At 63.9% G+C, this 17831-nt stretch carries 15 protein-coding genes; 8 read left to right on the top strand and 7 right to left on the bottom strand.

What is annotated here, in order from left to right:
• The first annotated feature begins 7 nt into the window (after positions 1 to 7).
• From choW to BLU15_RS23270, 5 genes are all read left to right on the top strand, one after another.
• Positions 8 to 853, top strand: coding sequence for a choline ABC transporter permease subunit (gene choW / locus BLU15_RS23290; RefSeq protein ID WP_034788930.1), 846 nt, complete (start codon positions 8 to 10; stop codon positions 851 to 853).
• Positions 850 to 1899, top strand: coding sequence for a choline ABC transporter ATP-binding protein (choV, locus tag BLU15_RS23285; protein ID WP_090298406.1), 1050 nt, complete (start codon positions 850 to 852; stop codon positions 1897 to 1899). Before choW ends, choV begins: the two co-directional genes overlap by 4 nt.
• 93 nt (positions 1900 to 1992) lie before the next feature.
• Positions 1993 to 2736 (top strand): HugZ family pyridoxamine 5'-phosphate oxidase, encoded by a 744-nt coding sequence (locus BLU15_RS23280; protein ID WP_090298404.1) that lies wholly within the window; start codon positions 1993 to 1995, stop codon positions 2734 to 2736.
• A gap of 119 nt (positions 2737 to 2855) precedes the next feature.
• Positions 2856 to 3200: an ArsR/SmtB family transcription factor gene (locus tag BLU15_RS23275; RefSeq protein ID WP_034788940.1), complete on the top strand. Its 345-nt coding sequence runs from the start codon at positions 2856 to 2858 to the stop codon at positions 3198 to 3200.
• A 190-nt stretch (positions 3201 to 3390) separates the two neighbouring features.
• Positions 3391 to 4428, top strand: coding sequence for a Gfo/Idh/MocA family protein (locus BLU15_RS23270; RefSeq protein WP_090298403.1), 1038 nt, complete (start codon positions 3391 to 3393; stop codon positions 4426 to 4428).
• 44 nt (positions 4429 to 4472) lie between these two features.
• On the opposite strand, the gene BLU15_RS23265 is transcribed toward BLU15_RS23270, so the two are convergent.
• Positions 4473 to 5561: a Gfo/Idh/MocA family protein gene (locus BLU15_RS23265; RefSeq protein ID WP_210336608.1), complete on the bottom strand. Its 1089-nt coding sequence runs from the start codon at positions 5559 to 5561 to the stop codon at positions 4473 to 4475.
• 60 nt (positions 5562 to 5621) lie between these two features.
• Positions 5622 to 7874 carry a glycoside hydrolase family 9 protein gene (locus tag BLU15_RS23260; protein ID WP_244546797.1) on the bottom strand — a complete coding sequence of 751 codons (2253 nt, stop codon included), beginning with the start codon at positions 7872 to 7874 and terminating at the stop codon, positions 5622 to 5624.
• Between the two features lie 264 nt (positions 7875 to 8138).
• Here BLU15_RS23260 and BLU15_RS23255 point away from each other — a divergent pair, with 264 nt between their 5' ends.
• Positions 8139 to 9464, top strand: coding sequence for an omega-aminotransferase AptA (locus BLU15_RS23255; RefSeq protein WP_034788948.1), 1326 nt, complete (start codon positions 8139 to 8141; stop codon positions 9462 to 9464).
• A gap of 130 nt (positions 9465 to 9594) precedes the next feature.
• Positions 9595 to 11292 (top strand): adenine deaminase, encoded by a 1698-nt coding sequence (gene ade / locus BLU15_RS23250; protein WP_060528885.1) that lies wholly within the window; start codon positions 9595 to 9597, stop codon positions 11290 to 11292.
• Between the two features lie 13 nt (positions 11293 to 11305).
• Here the strand turns inward: ade and aac(6') are convergent, their stop codons facing one another.
• On the bottom strand, positions 11306 to 11770 hold the full coding sequence (gene aac(6') / locus BLU15_RS23245; protein ID WP_090298396.1) for an aminoglycoside 6'-N-acetyltransferase: 465 nt from the start codon (positions 11768 to 11770) through the stop codon (positions 11306 to 11308).
• Positions 11770 to 13401, bottom strand: coding sequence for a beta-galactosidase BglA (locus BLU15_RS23240; RefSeq protein ID WP_090298391.1), 1632 nt, complete (start codon positions 13399 to 13401; stop codon positions 11770 to 11772). Before BLU15_RS23240 ends, aac(6') begins: the two co-directional genes overlap by 1 nt.
• 174 nt (positions 13402 to 13575) lie before the next feature.
• On the opposite strand from BLU15_RS23240, the gene BLU15_RS23235 reads away from it, so the two are divergent.
• Positions 13576 to 14493, top strand: a complete 918-nt coding sequence (locus BLU15_RS23235) for a sugar kinase (RefSeq protein WP_090298387.1) — start codon at positions 13576 to 13578, stop codon at positions 14491 to 14493.
• A gap of 78 nt (positions 14494 to 14571) precedes the next feature.
• Here the strand turns inward: BLU15_RS23235 and der are convergent, their stop codons facing one another.
• From der to BLU15_RS23220, 3 genes are all read right to left on the bottom strand, one after another.
• On the bottom strand, positions 14572 to 16002 hold the full coding sequence (gene der / locus BLU15_RS23230; protein WP_034788953.1) for a ribosome biogenesis GTPase Der: 1431 nt from the start codon (positions 16000 to 16002) through the stop codon (positions 14572 to 14574).
• A gap of 269 nt (positions 16003 to 16271) precedes the next feature.
• Positions 16272 to 16940 (bottom strand): tetratricopeptide repeat protein, encoded by a 669-nt coding sequence (locus BLU15_RS23225; RefSeq protein ID WP_034788954.1) that lies wholly within the window; start codon positions 16938 to 16940, stop codon positions 16272 to 16274.
• A gap of 285 nt (positions 16941 to 17225) precedes the next feature.
• On the bottom strand, positions 17226 to 17813 hold the full coding sequence (locus tag BLU15_RS23220) for an NnrU family protein (RefSeq protein WP_060518793.1): 588 nt from the start codon (positions 17811 to 17813) through the stop codon (positions 17226 to 17228).
• Between the last annotated feature and the right edge of the window lie 18 nt (positions 17814 to 17831).

Here is a 17831-nt window from a genome sequence, read left to right as displayed (position 1 = left end):
TACCTTCGTGGAATATCTGACCGATAACCGCATCCCCATCGGCGGCTGGGCCAAGGCATTCGTCGACTGGCTGACGACGAATTTCGATTTCTTCTTCGACCAGCTCGCCCGCTTCCTTCAGGCCGTCGCCGACTCGCTGCTCTGGGTGCTTTATGCCCCGCACCCGCTGATCGTCGTCGCCGTCATCACCGGGCTCGCCTGGTGGTTCCGCCGTTCGATCGGCATAACGCTGTTCACCGGCCTGGGCCTGCTCCTGATTATCAACCAGGGCTACTGGAAGGAAACGACGGAAACCCTGGCGCTTGTGCTCGCTGCCACCGCCGTGAGCATGGCCGTCGGCGTGCCGCTCGGCATCGCAGCCGCCCGTCGCCCATGGGTCTACGCCGTCATGCGGCCGATCCTCGACCTGATGCAGACGATCCCGACCTTCGTCTATCTGATCCCGGCGCTGATCCTCTTCGGCCTCGGCATGGTTCCGGGTCTGATCGCGACCGTGATCTTCGCCATTCCCGCACCGATCCGGCTGACGCGCCTCGGCATCATCTCGACGCCGCCGTCGCTGGTGGAAGCCGCACAGGCCTTCGGCGCGACGCCCGGCCAGGTATTGCGCAAGGTGGAGCTGCCCTTTGCCATGCCGCAGATCATGGCTGGCCTCACCCAGACCATCATGCTGTCGCTGTCGATGGTGGTTATCGCCGCGCTCGTCGGCGCCAGCGGCCTCGGCGTTCCGGTCGTGAGAGCCTTGAACACGGTCAACATCGCCAAGGGCTTCGAAGCCGGCCTTTGCATCGTCATCCTGGCGATCATTCTCGACCGCCTTTTCCGCTCGTCCGACGAAGGAGAAGGCGCATGACCAACGCCGTCGTTTTCAAGAATGTCGACATCATCTTCGGCAACAACCCTCAAGTCGCGCTGCAGATGGTCGACCAGGGCAAGACCCGCGACGAGATCGGCGCCGAAACCGGCCTCGTGCTCGGCGTTGCCGGCGCCTCGCTCGAAATCACCGAGGGCGAGATCCTCGTGCTGATGGGGCTTTCGGGCTCCGGCAAGTCGACGCTGCTGCGCGCGGTCAACGGCCTTGCCCCGGTCGTGCGGGGCGACGTCGAGGTGAAGACCGCAAATGGTGCGCTCAATCCCTATCGAACCAATCCCAAGTCGCTGCGCGACTTCCGCATGCACACGGTCTCGATGGTGTTTCAGCAGTTCGCGCTTCTGCCCTGGCGCACCGTCGCCGACAATGTCGGCTTCGGGCTTGAGCTTGCCGGCATGCCGGACGTCGAACGCAAGGCGCGCGTCGGCGAACAGCTCGAACTCGTCAATCTCTCGAAATGGGCGGGTCGCAAGGTCAACGAGCTTTCGGGCGGCATGCAGCAGCGCGTCGGGCTTGCCCGCGCCTTTGCGACCGGTGCACCGATCCTGTTGATGGACGAGCCGTTCTCGGCCCTCGACCCCTTGATCCGCACCCGCCTGCAGGACGAGTTGCTGGAGTTCCAGCGGCGGCTGAAGAAGACCATCATCTTCGTCAGCCACGATCTCGACGAGGCCTTCCGTATCGGCAACCGCATCGCCATCATGGAGGGCGGGCGCATCATCCAGTGCGGCACGCCGCAAGATATCGTCAAGAACCCGGCGAACCAGTATGTCGCCGATTTCGTCCAGCACATGAACCCGATCACCATGCTGACGGCGAAAGACGTCATGCAGACCGGTGTCCAGCGCGGAGTGACTGTTGCCGGCGTGACCGCGACGGCCAAGCCCACGACACCGCTCGTCGACATCCTCGACGCCATGTCCCGCCAGCCGGGCAGCATCGGGGTCGTCGACAACGGTTCCGTGGTCGGCACCATCGACGCCCAGGATATCGTCCAGGGACTGACGCGCCACCGCAACAAAAGTTGACGAAGCCGCTCAACAAGCCAATAAAAGCCCGGAGCGTCGTTCCGGGCTTTTTTCGTCCCGGCGACGACCGCATGGCAGGAAAAGGGAAAGACCATGAGCGACAAGCCGAACGTTCTGCGCGACACCGATGACGAAGCCCGCACGCTGGCCCGCACGCTTCTGCGGGGCGCGCGCAGCGCATCGCTTGCGGCGATCGAGCCGGAGAGCGGCGGCTTCCCCTTCGTCAGCCGCGTGCTCGTCGGCATGGATGTCGACGGGGTGCCTGTCATCCTGATCTCGAAACTGTCGACACACACGCAGGCGCTGCTGGCCGACGCCAGGGCCTCGCTCCTGACCGGCGAGCCTGGCAAGGGCGACCCCCTCGCCCATCCTCGCCTGACCGTGCAATGTACCGCCGAACAGGTTGCGCGCGACAGCGAAGAACATAGCCGAATCCGCGAGCGATTCGTCCGCCGCCACCCCAAGGCGAAACTTTACGTCGATTTTCCCGATTTCGGCTTCTTCCGGCTGTCGCCGCTGCGTGCCAGCCTCAACGGCGGCTTCGGCCGCGCCTATGTCTTGACCGCCGAAGACCTTCTGATTGACACGCCTGCCATCGCCTCGCTCGCCGCGATGGAGGCGAACGCGATCGATCACATGAATACGGATCATTCTGACGCAGTTCAGCGCTATGCGGTGAAGCTCTGCAAGGCACCGGAAGGCAACTGGAAAGTCGTGGGTATCGACGCCGCGGGGCTCGATCTTGCAGATGGCGATCAGCTAAAACGCCTTGAGTTCCCGACACCTATCGAAGATAGTTCCAATTTACGGGCAATTTTGCGTGAACTTAACGGTTAATCGCTGGAGAGCTACCCCCATTTCTTGCAGTAGGTGGTTGCCCTTTTATGCATCACGACTAATTATCTTGCTTCGTCAACCATAACTACGTGTGATGTAATTTTCGCATGGAGCACGCAATGCAGCCACTTTCGCCTGAAAAACACGATGAAGCCGAGGTAGCAGCCGGTTTCCTCTCGGCCATGGCAAATCCTAAGCGCCTCCTCATCCTCGATTCCCTCGTGAAGGAAGAGATGGCAGTCGGCGCATTGGCCAACAAGGTTGGGCTGAGCCAGTCGGCTCTCTCCCAGCATCTTTCTAAGCTCCGTGCTCAGAATCTCGTCAGCACCCGTCGCGATGCGCAGACGATTTACTATTCGAGCTCATCCGACGCGGTCATGCGGATTCTAGGCACGCTCAATCAAATCTACGGTGACGACCAGAGCGCCACTGCAGAAAAGACTCCGGTCCGTAAATCGGCCTGATATTCGGTCCGCATCTGCGGACCCGTTCGGACAGCCCCACACGAGAAATCGCGCGGGGCTTATTCTTTGGCGGATAGTCTTCCCAGTTTGCACGCGAAAGGTGCCGGCGCTTGCTGGCATTTACCGAGCCTTGAGACTTCCGGGGCACGATGCGCCGCGACAGAATCAGCCGGAAAGCGGACATCGGGATATGCGTGACAAGGTCCGCTGGGGCATCGCCGGAACCGGCACGATCGCAAACAGTCTTGCCTCGGACTTCCGCTTCGCAACCCATGCGAGCCTCGTCGCCGTCTCGTCCCGCAGCGCGCAGAAGGCCGAGAGCTTCGCTGGGCGTTTCGGCGGCATCCGCGGCTATCAGGGCATCGAGGCACTGGCGGCCTCTCCCGATATCGACGCGATCTACGTCGCCTCACCCAATGCTGAGCACCTTCAACAGACCACCCTCGCCTTGGCCGCCGGCAAAGCCGTTCTCGTCGAAAAGCCGCTGACGACGTCGTCGTCCGACGCGCGCACGCTTGCAAACGCCGCTGCCGCCGGCAGCACCTTCGCCATGGAAGCGTTGTGGACCTGTTTCCTTCCGGCGATTTCCAGGGGTCGCGAACTGCTCACGGCCGGAACGCTCGGCGCGATCCGCCATGTCCGGGCGGACCTCGCCTACGAGAAAGCGTTCGATGCCGGCAGCCGGTTCTTCGATCCGGTGCTCGGCGGCGGGTCGATGCTCGACCTCGGCATTTATCCGATCGCCCTTTGCCTCAATCTGTTCGGGCACCCCGGGTCCGTCGATGGCACATGGAAGCGCGCGCCGACCGGCGTCGACAGTTCAGCCAAGATCAAGCTGGCCTATGACGGCTTTGACGCTGAACTCGGCTGCGGCTTCGATCGAAACGGGCACAATCGCTTCGTTATCGAGGGCGAGCGCGGCACGCTGGTTATCGACACGCCGTTTCTGAAGGCAAGCCGCCTCTTCGTTTCCACCGGCGGCGCGGCGCGCAAGCTACTGGCTTTAAACGGAAAAACGGCCTACCGGCTGGCCCGGCATATCCCCCTGCCCGGCCTTACCCGCCACGATCATCACTTCCCCGGGAGCGGCCTGCAATTCGAGATCGAGGCGGCAAGCGCGGCGATTATCGATGGCCGCAGCGAACATCCGTTGATGCCGCTATCGGCCAGCATAAAGGCCCTGGAAATCATCGAGACGGTCCGCTCAAGGACACCTGAGGCAGGCTAGTTCTACCTCGAAACGGAACGCAAAACGTGGCCGACGCTGCGCCTCTAGAGGTCGAGCGGACGGTAGTCCCGCCAGCCGCCGTTGAGCGCCAACACCACCTCCGTCAGATGTCGCGCCGTCGCGCCGGAGAAAAACGGTGTTTCGCCGCCTTTGAGCGCCTGCGCCTGCACTGCAATGCCGCGCACGAAATCGATCTGCGACGGAAAGGCCGGAAGCGCACTTGCCGATGGCGCCGTCGGATAGCGCATCTTGGTTCCGGGATAGAGCCGAAGCGGAAGCTTGCGACCGAGTTTCCACTCCAGCCAGTCGAGCCCGCGATGCAGGAGCGGCCGCTTCGCCCCGAAGATCTCCAGATGGATCGGCGAGCGATCGTCCCAGAGATCGCGAACGGCGATCATGCCCTTTTCGCCGATGATCGTCAGCGAGCGGTCGCGCGGCGCCGCCAGGCCGCAGGTGACCCGCGCCGTCAGGCCGGAGCGGAACGTCAGGCAACCCACGGAAAAATCGGGCCCGAGCGCCAGCGTCTCGGTTCCCGGCCCCTTGTCCGGAAAGGTCAGCGCCGAGACGGCACTGACTTCGGCGACCGGGCCGAAGAGCGAGACAAGCCAGCTTGCTGCATAACCCGCATGTTCGAGCGTGCAGCCGACCTCGAACTCATGCACGCCCGGCCAGCGGGCGCCCGAGCGGCTGCGCCAGGCGCGCCAGTTGGCCTTGAACACCGGGCCATCTTCCATCTCGGCATAGACAAGCCGCGGCGTGCCAATGGCACCGTCCGCAAGCAGACGGGCGCAGAGCGCCTGCGCGTCGCTGAGCCCATTGGCCGGTGCACCGGCCAGAACAAGCCCCTTGGCCCTTGCCAGGTCGACGAGTTCGCTCGCCTGCTCCACCGTCATCGCCAGGGGCTTTTCGCAATAGACGTGCTTTCCGGCCGAAAGCGCCCGGCAATTTACGGTATAGTGGCTCTCCGGCGTCGTCAGATTGACGACGATCGACACCGCGGGATCGGCAAGCACGGCGTCGAGCGAGGCATAGGGCGAAACCTTCCAGTAGCGTGCGAACGCGTCGAGGCGCTCGGCATCGCGGTCCCAGACGCCGGTGAGCCGCAGCTCCGGATGGTTGGCAAGCGTCGTCATGTAATAGTCGGCGACGAAGCCGGTTCCGACAAAGGCAATCCCGGTCACGCTTTCAGTCTCCTATCGCGCGTCAGCCAGGAACGACGCGACGTAAACGAGCGGCGCATTCCAGTTGATGGCGATTTCGTTGGACCCATAGGCTTCGATATCGTCGACATAGCAGGTTTGCGGCGCGCAACCGCGCAGCCGCTCCCTGGCGATGTCGTCGACAAAGGTCGAGTTCGGACCGCCGGCAAGCGAACCGACGGGCGGATTTGGCAGCTGCGGATCGCGCTGACGGGCATACCAGCGGCTGTGCTGGTTCTGCGGCGAGCGGCTGCCATAGCCGGTTATGTAGGAAAGCCCCATCGCATTGCGCCCGAGGATGTAGTCCATGCCCTCGCGCGCGCCGTCGAGAAAGACCCTGTCGCCGGAGAGATCATAGGCGGCCGACAGCACGACGATGTTCTGCAGCATCAACTGGTTCGATCCCCAGTCGTAGCGGCGCTCGTTCGGCCGGTAGACGATACCGAATGGCTCCGCCTGTTGCAGCGACAGCAGGTGCTGAGCGCTCGTGAGCACCGAATTGCGGATCGTTTCCTGATCGACCGCCGGCAGCGCCCTGCCATAAAGGGCGAGTTGCAGCCGCGCGAAGCCGGCAACGTCGCGCCAGTTGAAAGCGCCGCCGGGCGAAAACACATCCGCCTCCCAGAGCGGCGAGGCCCGCAGGGTCTTGAGATATTCGCCGTTGCCGGTCGTCAGATAAAGCTCGGTCGCCGCCCAGAAAAGCTCGTCGGAAATGCTGTCGTCGTCGTAGTCGCCGCCGCCGCCGAACCCATCGGACTTGGGGGCAAGGAGCGCCGGATTGGCATTCGCCGCCACCCACGCCTTGCGCGCCGCCGAAAGCAGCCGCGCAGAAAATGTCGGGTTATGCTCGGCAAAGAGCCGCGCGCCCTGGGCAGCCACCGCCGCAACATCGAGCGTCGCCGCGGTCGAGGGGCGGTAAAGCGCGCGCGGCTGCGGGTCGTCGCCCGGCAGCATCGGTGCGGCGGTCCAGGCCGTATCGTGGATCTTGTGGTGCACCATGCCGGCGAGCGGTTCTCCATCCGGGACCATCATCCGCAGCAAGAACTCCAGCTCCCAGCGCGCCTCGTCGAGAATATCCGGAAGGCCATTGCCGTTTTCCGGAATGCGCGACAGCCCGTCGCGCATCACCGCCGATTTGGGCGCAAACGTCAGGCCGCGTTCGTAGGCGGCAAGCAGTTGCGCAGCAGCCAGCGCTCCGGTCACCGCATATTTGCCGTGGTCGCCCGCGTCATACCAGCCGCCGGTCACGTCCAGTTGGTAGGAACAGGACCAGCCGCCGTAGAGCGCCTCGGCCTGCGCGCCGCCAAGGCACGGAACCGCCTTGTCGCCCTGGTTCGGCGCGACGCCGACATGGCCGGCCGATCGGGCATAGGCCTTGCCGGCGATCGCCCCCCTGATCTCGATCCCGCTTCTTTGCGGGTAGAACCAGGATAGCGCATCGACCCGCAACCGCGTGTAGAGATCCTCGCCGATCGAAAAGCGGTCGCTTGCCCAGTCGCCGGACACCAGTCGATAGCCGTCGCCCGGCGTCTTGAACGCCGAGAAGTCCGCAACCTGCGTCTCGACCCCGGCCGTCGGATCGAAACCGTGGGGCTGCGTCTTGCCCTTGCCGACGATCCTGTCCGCAGAATCCAACAGTCGAAAATCGATGGGTTGTTTCGCATCGGCGACGAAGGTCGCCCGCTTCGGGCCATCCGTCAGGTAGCCGAGCTGGTTGACGCGAATGGCCGGCCCTTCGGCCGCCCGCCGCGCCGCCGGCGAGGAAGCCCCGGTCGCCACCAGCGAGACGTCGTCGAGGCAGACACGGCCGCCCTCGCCGCCGCCAAGCGGAAAAACGAGCTGCGCTTCGTCCGGCTCCTGCCCCGCGAACTCCGCCGAAAAAAGGCTGCCCTCCGGCGTGCCTTCCATCGTGAATTCGTCCACCATGGTCCAGGGATCGGCGGCGCGCTGCACCCTTGCCTGGACGCTGCGCGCCGGCTCGGCGATCACCCTCATCGACAAACGGTAGATGCGACCGGGCTCGAGCTTCAAGCCATTGGTGCCGATGAGTTGGCTCCAGGCTTCACCGCCCCGCGCAACCTCGACGCAAAGCCGGCCGTTCTCGCGCGCGAACGCCAGCCCGTCGCTCGCCCAGAACGTGTCCTGTCTTTTGTCAAAGTGGCCGTCAGCAATCAGTTCGGCGCCCTTTGCCAGGCCCGGCAGGAAGAGCACGGCAATCGCCGCGTGTGCTATCCCGAACCTCGACACGTTTCCAACTCCGAACTCGCCGGCCACCCAAAAGGCGCCACGGAGCCGACAAGCCATGGCAGCAGAGCGTTGCCGCAAACAAGTTAAGCTTGAGAAAAGATCCGGCGGCGCGGCGAAATTTCGCTGTCGCCAAGACCCGTCGCGACCTGTCTGGCGGACCGGTGCGAGGCTTGACGCGCCTCGGCGCCCTGATAGTTTGACCAAAGGGTAAAAATTTGGGCGGCAGCACCGCCCGGACGACAAGAGAGACCGAGGAGAACTGGAATGTCGAACCGCCTTAACACGCCGAACGACCTGCGTGCTTTCTGGATGCCGTTCACTGCGAACCGGCAGTTCAAGAAGGAACCGCGCCTCTTCGTCGGCGCCAAGGACATGCACTACACGACCCATGACGGCCGCACGGTACTGGACGGCACGGCGGGTCTGTGGTGCGTCAACGCCGGCCATTGTCGCCCGAAGATCACCGAGGCGATCCGTGAGCAGGCGGGCGAGCTCGACTATGCGCCGGCCTTCCAGCTCGGCCACCCCAAGGCCTTCGAACTGGCAAACCGCCTGGTCGACATCGCGCCCGAGGGCATGAACCACGTTCTCTACACCAACTCTGGCTCGGAATCGGTAGACACCGCGCTGAAGGTGGCACTCGCCTATCACCGCGCCAAGGGCGACGGCTCGCGTTTCCGCCTGATTGGTCGCGAGCGCGGCTATCACGGCGTCAACTTCGGCGGCATTTCGGTCGGCGGCATCGTCTCCAACCGCAAGATGTTCGGCACGCTTCTGACCGGCGTCGACCATATGCCGCACACCCACTTGCCGGCCCAGAATGGCTTCACCCGCGGCGAGCCCGAGCATGGCGGCGATATCGCGACCGAACTCGAGCGTATCGTTACGCTGCATGACGCCTCCACCATCGCAGCCGTCATCGTCGAACCGGTGGCCGGCTCCACCGGCGTGCTGATCCCGCCGAAGGGCTACCTGCAGAAACTGCGCGAGATCTGCACCAAGCACGGCATCCTGCTGATTTTCGATGAAGTCATCACCGGTTTCGGCCGCCTCGGCACGCCGTTTGCCGCGCAGTATTTCGACGTGAAGCCGGATATCATTACGACCGCAAAGGGTCTCACCAACGGCGTCATCCCGATGGGTGCGGTCTTCGTCACCTCCGAGATCCATGATGCCTTCATGAATGGCCCGGAGCACATGATCGAGTTCTTCCACGGCTACACCTATTCGGGCAACCCGATCGCCTCGGCCGCCGCCCTCGGCACGCTCGACACCTACAAGGAAGAGGGCCTCTTGACCCGCGCCGCCGAGTTGGCACCCTATTGGGAAGAGGGCCTGCACTCGCTGAAGGACTGCCCGCATGTCATCGACATCCGCAATCTCGGCCTGATCGGCGCGATCGAGCTGCAGCCGATCGCCGGCGAGCCGACGAAGCGCGCTTTCTCCGCCTTCCTCAAGGCCTATGAGAGCGGCCTCTTGATCCGCACCACCGGCGACATCATTGCGCTGTCACCGCCGCTGATCATCAGCAAGGCAGAAATCGACGAGCTGTTCGGCAAGCTGCGCGCCGTTCTCAACAGCAATATCTAAGCAGGCCTCGTCGAGACTGTCAGAACCCTTTCCCCGGCAACGGGGGAAGGGTTACTCTTATCCGCAACAATGAAGCCAAGCGTCGTCCCGCCGAGACATCCGGGGCGCGTATAAGAAATGGAGTTGCCTCATGTCCGAAGCGCTGGAACGCTATATCGATCAGGGCGTCGGACGCGAGCCGGCTGACATCGTCTTGAAGGGCGGGCAGTTCTTCGATCTCGTCACTGGCGAACTGGTCGCCTCCGACATCGCGATCTCCGGCGACCGCATCGTCGGCACCTTCGGCAGCTACGAGGGGCGCGAGGAAATCGACATCACCGGCCGCATCGTCGTGCCCGGGTTCATCGACACCCATCTGCACATCGAATCCTCGCTGGTCACCCCGCACGAGTTCGACCGCTGCGTTCTGCCGCTCGGCATCACCACGGTCGTCTGCGATCCGCACGAGATCGCCAACGTGCTCGGTACCGAGGGCATCGAGTATTTCCTGGATTCGGCACTCGAGACGATCATGGACATCCGCGTCCAGCTCTCCTCCTGCGTGCCGGCGACGCATCTGGAAACGTCGGGCGCCGACCTGCCGATCGAACGTCTCCTGCCCTTCCGCCACCATCCGAAAGTCATTGGCCTTGCCGAGTTCATGAACTTTCCGGGTGTTGTGCACAAGGACCCGGTCTGCCTCGCCAAGCTCGATGCCTTCCAGGGCGCCCATATCGACGGCCACGCACCGCTGCTTTCAGGCAAGGACCTGAACGGCTATCTCGCAGCCGGTATCCGCACCGATCATGAATGCACCAGCGCTGAAGAAGCCATGGAGAAGATCCGCAAGGGCATGCACATCCTCGTGCGAGAGGGCTCGGTCTCCAAGGACCTGCATGCGCTGATGCCCATCATCACCGAGCGGCTGTCGCCGCACCTGGCGCTCTGCACCGACGACCGCAACCCGCTCGACATCGCCGAGCAGGGTCACCTCGACCATATGATCCGCACGGCGATATCCGCCGGCGTCGAGCCGCTGGCGATCTACCGCGCCGCCTCGATCTCGGCCGCCCGCGCCTTCGGTCTGCGCGACCGCGGCTTGGTCGCGCCCGGCTGGCGCGCCGATCTCGTGGTCATCGACAGCCTGGAAAACTGCAAGGCCGAAACGGTGTTCTCCGGTGGTCGCCGCGTCACCGACGCGCTCTTTGCCACCCGCAAGACGGTCGCCCCCGTCGGGCTCGACAGCGTCAAGGCCGGCCAAGTCCATGCCAGCGCCTTCGGCATTCCGGTCGCAGACGGCGACACCTCGGTCATCGGCGTTCTGCCCGGCAAGATCATCACCGAGCACCGCCGCTACCGCCTGCCGGCGGTCGGCAACCAGACCGGCGTCGATCTCGGCCGCGACATCATCAAGGTCGCCGTCATCGAACGCCACGGCGTCAACGGCAACCATGCCAATGGCTTCGTGCAGGGGTTCGGGCTGAAGAAAGGCGCGATCGCCTCGACCGTCGGCCATGACAGCCACAACATCTGCGTCGTTGGCGTCAACGACGAGGACATGGCGATCGCCGCCAACCGGCTCGGCGAGATCAAGGGCGGTTTCGTCGTCGTCGAGGACGGCAAGGTGACCGGCGAGATCGCGCTTCCGGTCGCAGGCCTGATGAGCCTCGAGCCCTATGAGAGCGTCCGTGACACGCTGCACGACCTGCGCCACGCCGCCTTCGCGCTCGGCGCAACGCTGGAGGAGCCGTTCCTGCAGCTCGCCTTCCTGCCGCTGCCGGTCATCCCGCATCTGAAGATCTCGGATCGCGGGCTGGTCGATGTCGACAAGTTCATGCTGATCGGGTGATTGGCGGCGGCACTCAGTTGTCGGCCACGGCGGGCGCCAGTTCCTTGCGGAAATAGACGACGCGCTCCGTCTCCTCGAAGCCAAGCGCCATGTGCAGGCTTTGGCTCCTCAGATTGTCGGTCGCCGTGTCGGAGGCGAGTTCCTGGCAGCCCCGGCTTGTCGCCCAGCGTTCGACCGCGGTGATCAGGGCGCGCGCCACGCCGCGACGGCGGTAGGCGGGCAAGACGTAAATGCCTTCGAGGAAGCCGACGGGCGAGGTCTCGCAGCCGTTAACGTAATCGTGGCGGATCGACGCTTCAGCGAAACCGGCAGCGACACCGGCTTCGTCCTCGCAAAGGAACGAAGCGTAGCGGTCGCGCTCCGCGAGACTGGATTCGACTTCGGCGCGATGATCCGCCGCCGGTGTATCCGGCCAGAGCGCCAGACGCATCTCGACCCAGCGGCCGATGGTTTCGCCATCCATCAACAATACGCGCATCAGAACTTCCCTGAGAAGGCCGACAGTCCGGCAACCCTGATGCTACCGGCTTCAAGCCGTGCCGGATATCCGGGCAATTCCAGGGGCTCAACCGCCGACGGCGCCAGAAACTCCAGCGGTTCCCGGGTGAGATTGAAGACGAAGAGCAGCCGCTCGCCGTCTTTCTCGCGAACAAAGGCCAGGAGATCGCTGTTCGTGTCGAGGAACCGCATCGTGCCATCGCTGAGTGCCGGCTGCGATCGGCGGAAGGCGAGCGTCGCGCGATAGTGATCGAGCACCGTGTCCCCGGTCTGCTGGGCGTCGACCGAAAGCCGCCGATGGTCCTCGGGCACCGGCAGCCACGGCTTGCCGGCGGTAAAGCCGGCATTGGCCGCTGCCTGCTCCCAGACCATCGGTGTGCGGCATCCGTCGCGGCCCTTATAGGAGGGCCAGAAACGGATGCCATATGGATCGCGCAGATCCTCGAAAGCAAGCTCCGCCTCCGGCAGCCCCAGCTCCTCGCCCTGATAGAGGCAGATCGAGCCACGCAGGCTGGAAAGCAGTGTGATCGCCAGCCGCGCCACCCTCTCCCGCTCCGCTTCACTGCGGGCAAAGCGGCTGACATGGCGCGTCACGTCGTGGTTGGAAAAGGCCCAGCAGACCCAGCCGTCGGTCACCGCCTTCTGGAAGTTCTCGACGCAGCGGCGGATATGGGTCGCGGTAAAGTCCGGCCCCAGGAGGTCAAAGGTATAGCACATGTTGAGCTTGTCGCCGCCGCTGGTATAGGCGGCCACGGTCTTCAGCGAGCGGGCGCCGTCGCCCACCTCGCCGACGGTCATGCGGCCTTCGTAGCGATCAAGCAACGCCCGGAACCGCGCGAGGAAGGCGATGTTTTCCGGCTGGCTCTTGTCGTGGAGATGGTCCTGCATGCCGTAGGGGTTCACGTCGGGCGCATCGTTGCTGGTGGCATCCGGATCCGGCACGAGCGGCGGGTTGTCCCGCAAGTGCTTGTCGTGGAAGTAGAAGTTCACCGTATCGAGACGGAAGCCGTCGACCCCGCGGTCGAGCCAGAAGCGGGCAGCATCGAGCACCGCGTCCTGAACTTCGGGATTGTGAAAGTTGAGGTCCGGCTGCGAGCCTAAGAAGTTGTGCATGTAATACTGCTTGCGCACCCCGTCCCATTCCCAGGCCGGTCCGCCGAAGATCGACAGCCAGTTGTTGGGCGCCGTGCCGTCCGGCTTAGGATCGGCCCAGACATACCAGTCCGCCTTCCCGTTCGTTCGGCTGGAGCGGCTTTCGACAAACCAGGGATGGCGATCGGCGGTGTGGGAGATCACCTGGTCGATGATCACTTTCAGGCCAAGACGATGGGCCTCGCCAAGCATCTCGTCGAAATCGGCGAGTGTTCCGAACATCGGATCGACGTCGCAGTAATCCGAGACGTCGTAGCCCATGTCGGCCTGCGGCGAGGTGAAGAACGGCGACAGCCAGATCGCATCGACGCCGAGCGAGGCGATGTGCGGCAACCTGCGGGTGACACCCTTGAGATCGCCGATGCCGTCGTCGTCGGTATCCTGGAACGAGCGCGGATAGACCTGATAGATCACCGCACCGCGCCACCAATCGTCACCCGATACCTGCCGAGACGCCATGTAAGCCCCCTGAAGACGGTCTGTCGCGCAAAGGTGTAGCGTTGCCCGGCGCCGGAGTAAACGCCATTCACCGCCACGCACGGATCGCCACCAAACAGCCGGAAACTATCTCTTGCCGAGAACGATCGAGACCCTTATCCCGTCTCAGACGAAATCTTGTGAGGAGGAAAGTCGTTGGCCGGAAAGATGCTTGCGATCGGAGAGTGCATGGTCGAGCTCATGCAGGCGGAAGGCGGGCTCTTGCGCAAAGGCTATGCCGGCGACACGTTCAACGCCGCCTATTATGCGCGGCTCTTCATGCCTGCTGATTGGACCGTCGCCTATTGCTCCGCCGTCGGCACCGACACGGTTTCCGACGAGATGCTGGCCTTCATGGCGGAAAAAGCGATCGACACCTCGGCCGTCCGCCGCATCGAGAACCGCTCGGCAGGCCTCTATATGATCCATCTGAAGGACGGCGAGCGCAGCTTCTCCTACTGGCGCTCGCACTCGGCTGCCAAGCTGCTTGCCGACGACGCCGAGCACCTCCGACGCGCGATCGAAAGCTCCGACCTCATCCTCTTCTCCGGCATCACGCTGGCGATCCTTGCGCCCGATGCCGTAGAAACGCTGCTGTCGGAGCTGCGCCGCGCCAAGGCTGCCGGCAAGACGGTGGTCTTCGACCCGAACATTCGCCCGCGTCTCTGGGACGATGCCGAGCGCATGCGCCGCACGCTGACCGACGGTGCCCGCGCCGCGACCCTGGTGATGCCGAGCTTCGACGACGAGATGACCCATTTCGGCGATGCTTCGATCGACGCGACGATTGCCCGTTACAAGAGCCTGGGCGCCACCAACCTCGTCGTCAAGGATGGCGAGAAGGGTGTGACGCTCGCCTTCGGCGATGCCCCGGTTGAGCATGTGCCGGCGACCCCGGTCGAGCGCGTCGTCGATACGACCAGTGCCGGCGACAGCTTCAACGGCGCCTTCGTCTCCCGCTTGGTGGCGGGCGACAAGCCAGCCCAGGCCGCCACCTTTGCGGCAAGCGTCGCTGCCGGCGTCATCGGCCATCACGGCGCGCTCGTGGCGCGGGAGAAGCTGCCTGCCGCGTGAGCGGCGGGGTCACTTTTCAGGAACTTTAGGAAGGATGCAGACGGAAAGCCTGTTTGGTTTTCCGCTCCCTCTTTATCTTTAGCGACGCTTCTTCGCCTTGGACTCGTACGGGTTGTCGCCCGAACGGAAGTGCATGCGGATCGGCACGCCCGGCAGGTCGAAATCGTTGCGCAGACCGTTGATCAGGTAGCGCACATAGGATTCCGGCAGCGCGTCCGGCCGCGTGCAGGAGATCATGAAGCCCGGCGGGCGCGCCTTCACCTGGGTCATGTACTTGAGCTTGAGCCGGCGACCGGAAACGGCCGGTGGCGGATGCTGAACCGTCTGCGATTCCAGCCAGCGGTTGAGCCGCGCGGTGGAGATGCGGCGGTTCCAGGTCTTGTCGGTCTCGATGATCGCCTGCATCAGCCGGTCGAGGCCGTAGCCGGTGTGACCGGAAATCGGCACGGCACGGATGCCGCGGGCCTGCGGCAACAGCCGCTCGGTCTTTTCGCGAAGATCGGCAAGCACCGCCTGCCAATCCTCGACCAGGTCCCACTTGTTGAAGGCGAGAACGGCCGCCCGGCCTTCGCGCAGCACGAGGTCGACGATCTGCAGATCCTGCTTCTCGAAGGGAATGGTTGCATCAAAGACGATGACCACCGTTTCGGCAAAGCGGATGGCGCGCAGCGCGTCTGCGACCGAGAGCTTCTCGAGCTTCTCCTGAACCTTGGCCTTGCGGCGCATGCCGGCAGTGTCGAACATCTTGATGGTGCGACCGCGCCAGTCCCATTCGACCGAGATGGAATCGCGGGTGATGCCGGCTTCCGGACCCGTCAGCAGCCGGTCTTCGCCGAGGAAGCGGTTGATCAGGGTCGACTTGCCGGCGTTCGGCCGGCCGACGATCGCCACCCGCAGCGGCTTGGTCTCGTCATAGGCGGTCTCCACCTCTTCGTCTTCACCGTCGTCCTTGAACGTGGGGCGCAGATCGATATCGGTTTCGGCCACGTCGTCTTCCGGCGGGTAGGCCCGGTCTTCGCCGATCGCAGCGACGATCGCGTCGCGCAGATCGAGCATGCCCTGGCCGTGTTCGGCCGAGATCGGGCACGGCTCGCCAAGGCCGAGCGTGAAGGCATCGTAGAAGCCGCCGTCGGAGCCGCGCGCCTCGGACTTGTTGGCGACCAGCACCACCGGCTTGCCGCGGCGGCGCAGCATTTCGGCAAGCGTCTCGTCTGCCGGCGTCAGTCCGCCCTTGGCGTCAACCAGGAACAGCGAAAGATCGGCTTCGTCGATCGCGGCCTCGGTCTGCGCCCACATGCGCCCCTGCAGCGTGTCGGGTCCCGATTGCTCGAGACCGGCCGTGTCGATGATGCGGAAGCGCAGATCGATCAACTTGGCGTCCCCCGGGCGACGGTCGCGGGTGACACCCGGCGTATCGTCGACGAGCGCCAGCTTCTTGCCGACCAGGCGGTTGAACAAGGTGGACTTGCCGACATTGGGACGCCCGACGATGGCGACGGTGAAGCTCATGGATCTATCCGTTTCCGCTTGGAGCCCTGCTGCCAACAAGGCGGCTGCGCTCATAAATTCGTTTTCTGCCGCATCGGCAGCGACAGTCCCAGCAGGAACTGTTCCGATTGTACTCGGCAATCCCGAACGCAAAACCGCTTAAGCACTTTTGCTGAAACTGCTTTAAACGCTTTAGCGCACAATCCCAAGGTCGAGACCGACATTGGGATCATGCGCTGATTCGAAAGGGTCTTGCACCCCGTGCCTTCCCGTGGGGATGGGCTGTCGTCTTAGGCCTTGCCGCTCGCGGCGATCACGTCGAGCAGCATCTGGGCGCGACCGGTGACGTTGCGCGGGCTCTGCGCATCGTCGACGATCTGCTGGAACCAGGTCTTCGCCTTGGCGTAGTCGCCGGACTTGTAGGCAGCGAGACCAAGGGCTTCACGCGCCGAGTGGCGCATGTTGTTCTGCGGCGTAGCAAGCTGCTCGACCTCGGCCGAAACCTGGTCGTAACCGCCGGTATCGACGAGCAGGTAGGCTGCACGCAGACGCGCTGCCTCCTGGATAGCTGCCGGGACGCTGCTGTCCTTGCCGATAGCGGAGAAGGCCTTGGCAGCCGCCTCTGTCTCGCCCTTCTGCGCCTGCAGCGTGGCAGCGCGCAGACGCGCCAGCACCGGATAGGCGCCGTAGCCGTCCTTCTCCAGCGTGTTCAAGGCGGCGAGCGCCTCGTCTGTCTTGTTTTCCTTGGCGAGGTTCAACGCCTGCAGGAACGCATCGCCCGACTTCGAGGAGGCGCCATCCTGCCAGTAATCGAAGCCGACCTTGCCGATGGTGCCGAGTACGATAAGCACGGCGATGGCCACGATGACGCCGCCGAAGCGGGCCCAGATGCTCTTCATCTGGTCGGAACGCAGTTCCTCATTGACCTCGCGGATAAAGCTGTCGTCTTGGTTCGCCATCTATTGCCCCGGCCTTGCCTGCACACTGGCCCGTCGCGCCAACGGTCATATGACGATCGGCGAAACGGACACTCTCAAACTGTTCGAGCATGCACGAGGGGTCCTTGCCGCACCCGCCGCACTCTCATGGATTTTGCGCCTTCTACCCGATTTTGCGGCGCTTGTAAGGGGGCCGACGCGATTTAGAGCGCCTATGGCCGACACGAGGCCGACTCCGTCGCTCTAAATTTTCTGTTACTGCAATTCCGGACGCAAAACCGCGGTGCACTTTTGCTGGAAATTGCATCAGCCCATGACGACCGGTGCAACGCCGATCAACCATTCGTGCAGCTTCCAGACGAAGAGCACGTAGGCGACGAGGCCGATGATGATGGCGAGCACGTCGTTGGAGGCCGATTTGAACACCGGCAGTACGCGTTCGCCTGCCCGCTCGCGGCGTTTCAGCGAGATACGCAGGATCACCGCCCAGGCGAGAAACGAGCCGAACAGCAGGACGGAGGACGTCTCGCCGTTGGCGAGCAGATGCGCCAGCGCCCAGACCTTGATCGAAAGCACCTGAGGATGCTTGACCGCAACCGCGATGCGCCCGGCCGGAAGGAAGCCGGCAGCAAGGAAGATGAAGGCAAAAAGCATCAGAAGCAGCGCGATGTGGCGCATGAATACGGGCGGATCGTAGAGCATGCCCGTTTCGCTGCGGGCCTGGCCGAAGCCATAGATGATCAGACAGAGGCCGATGAGGCTGAGGATTGCATAGATCCCCATCCAGGTGCCCTTGCCGCGGCGCTCGATGACGCCGGCGCGGAAACCGGGCGCGACGACGCGGATGAGATGCAGGCCGAGAAAAAGAATGATGCCGAGAACGAGTATCGCCATGGGGCCACCGCTTTGTTC

Origin of the sequence: Ensifer sp. YR511 (genome assembly GCF_900103045.1) — a bacterium.
Lineage (GTDB): Bacteria > Pseudomonadota > Alphaproteobacteria > Rhizobiales > Rhizobiaceae > Ensifer > Ensifer adhaerens.
This window is presented reverse-complemented; position numbering and strand designations above follow the sequence as displayed.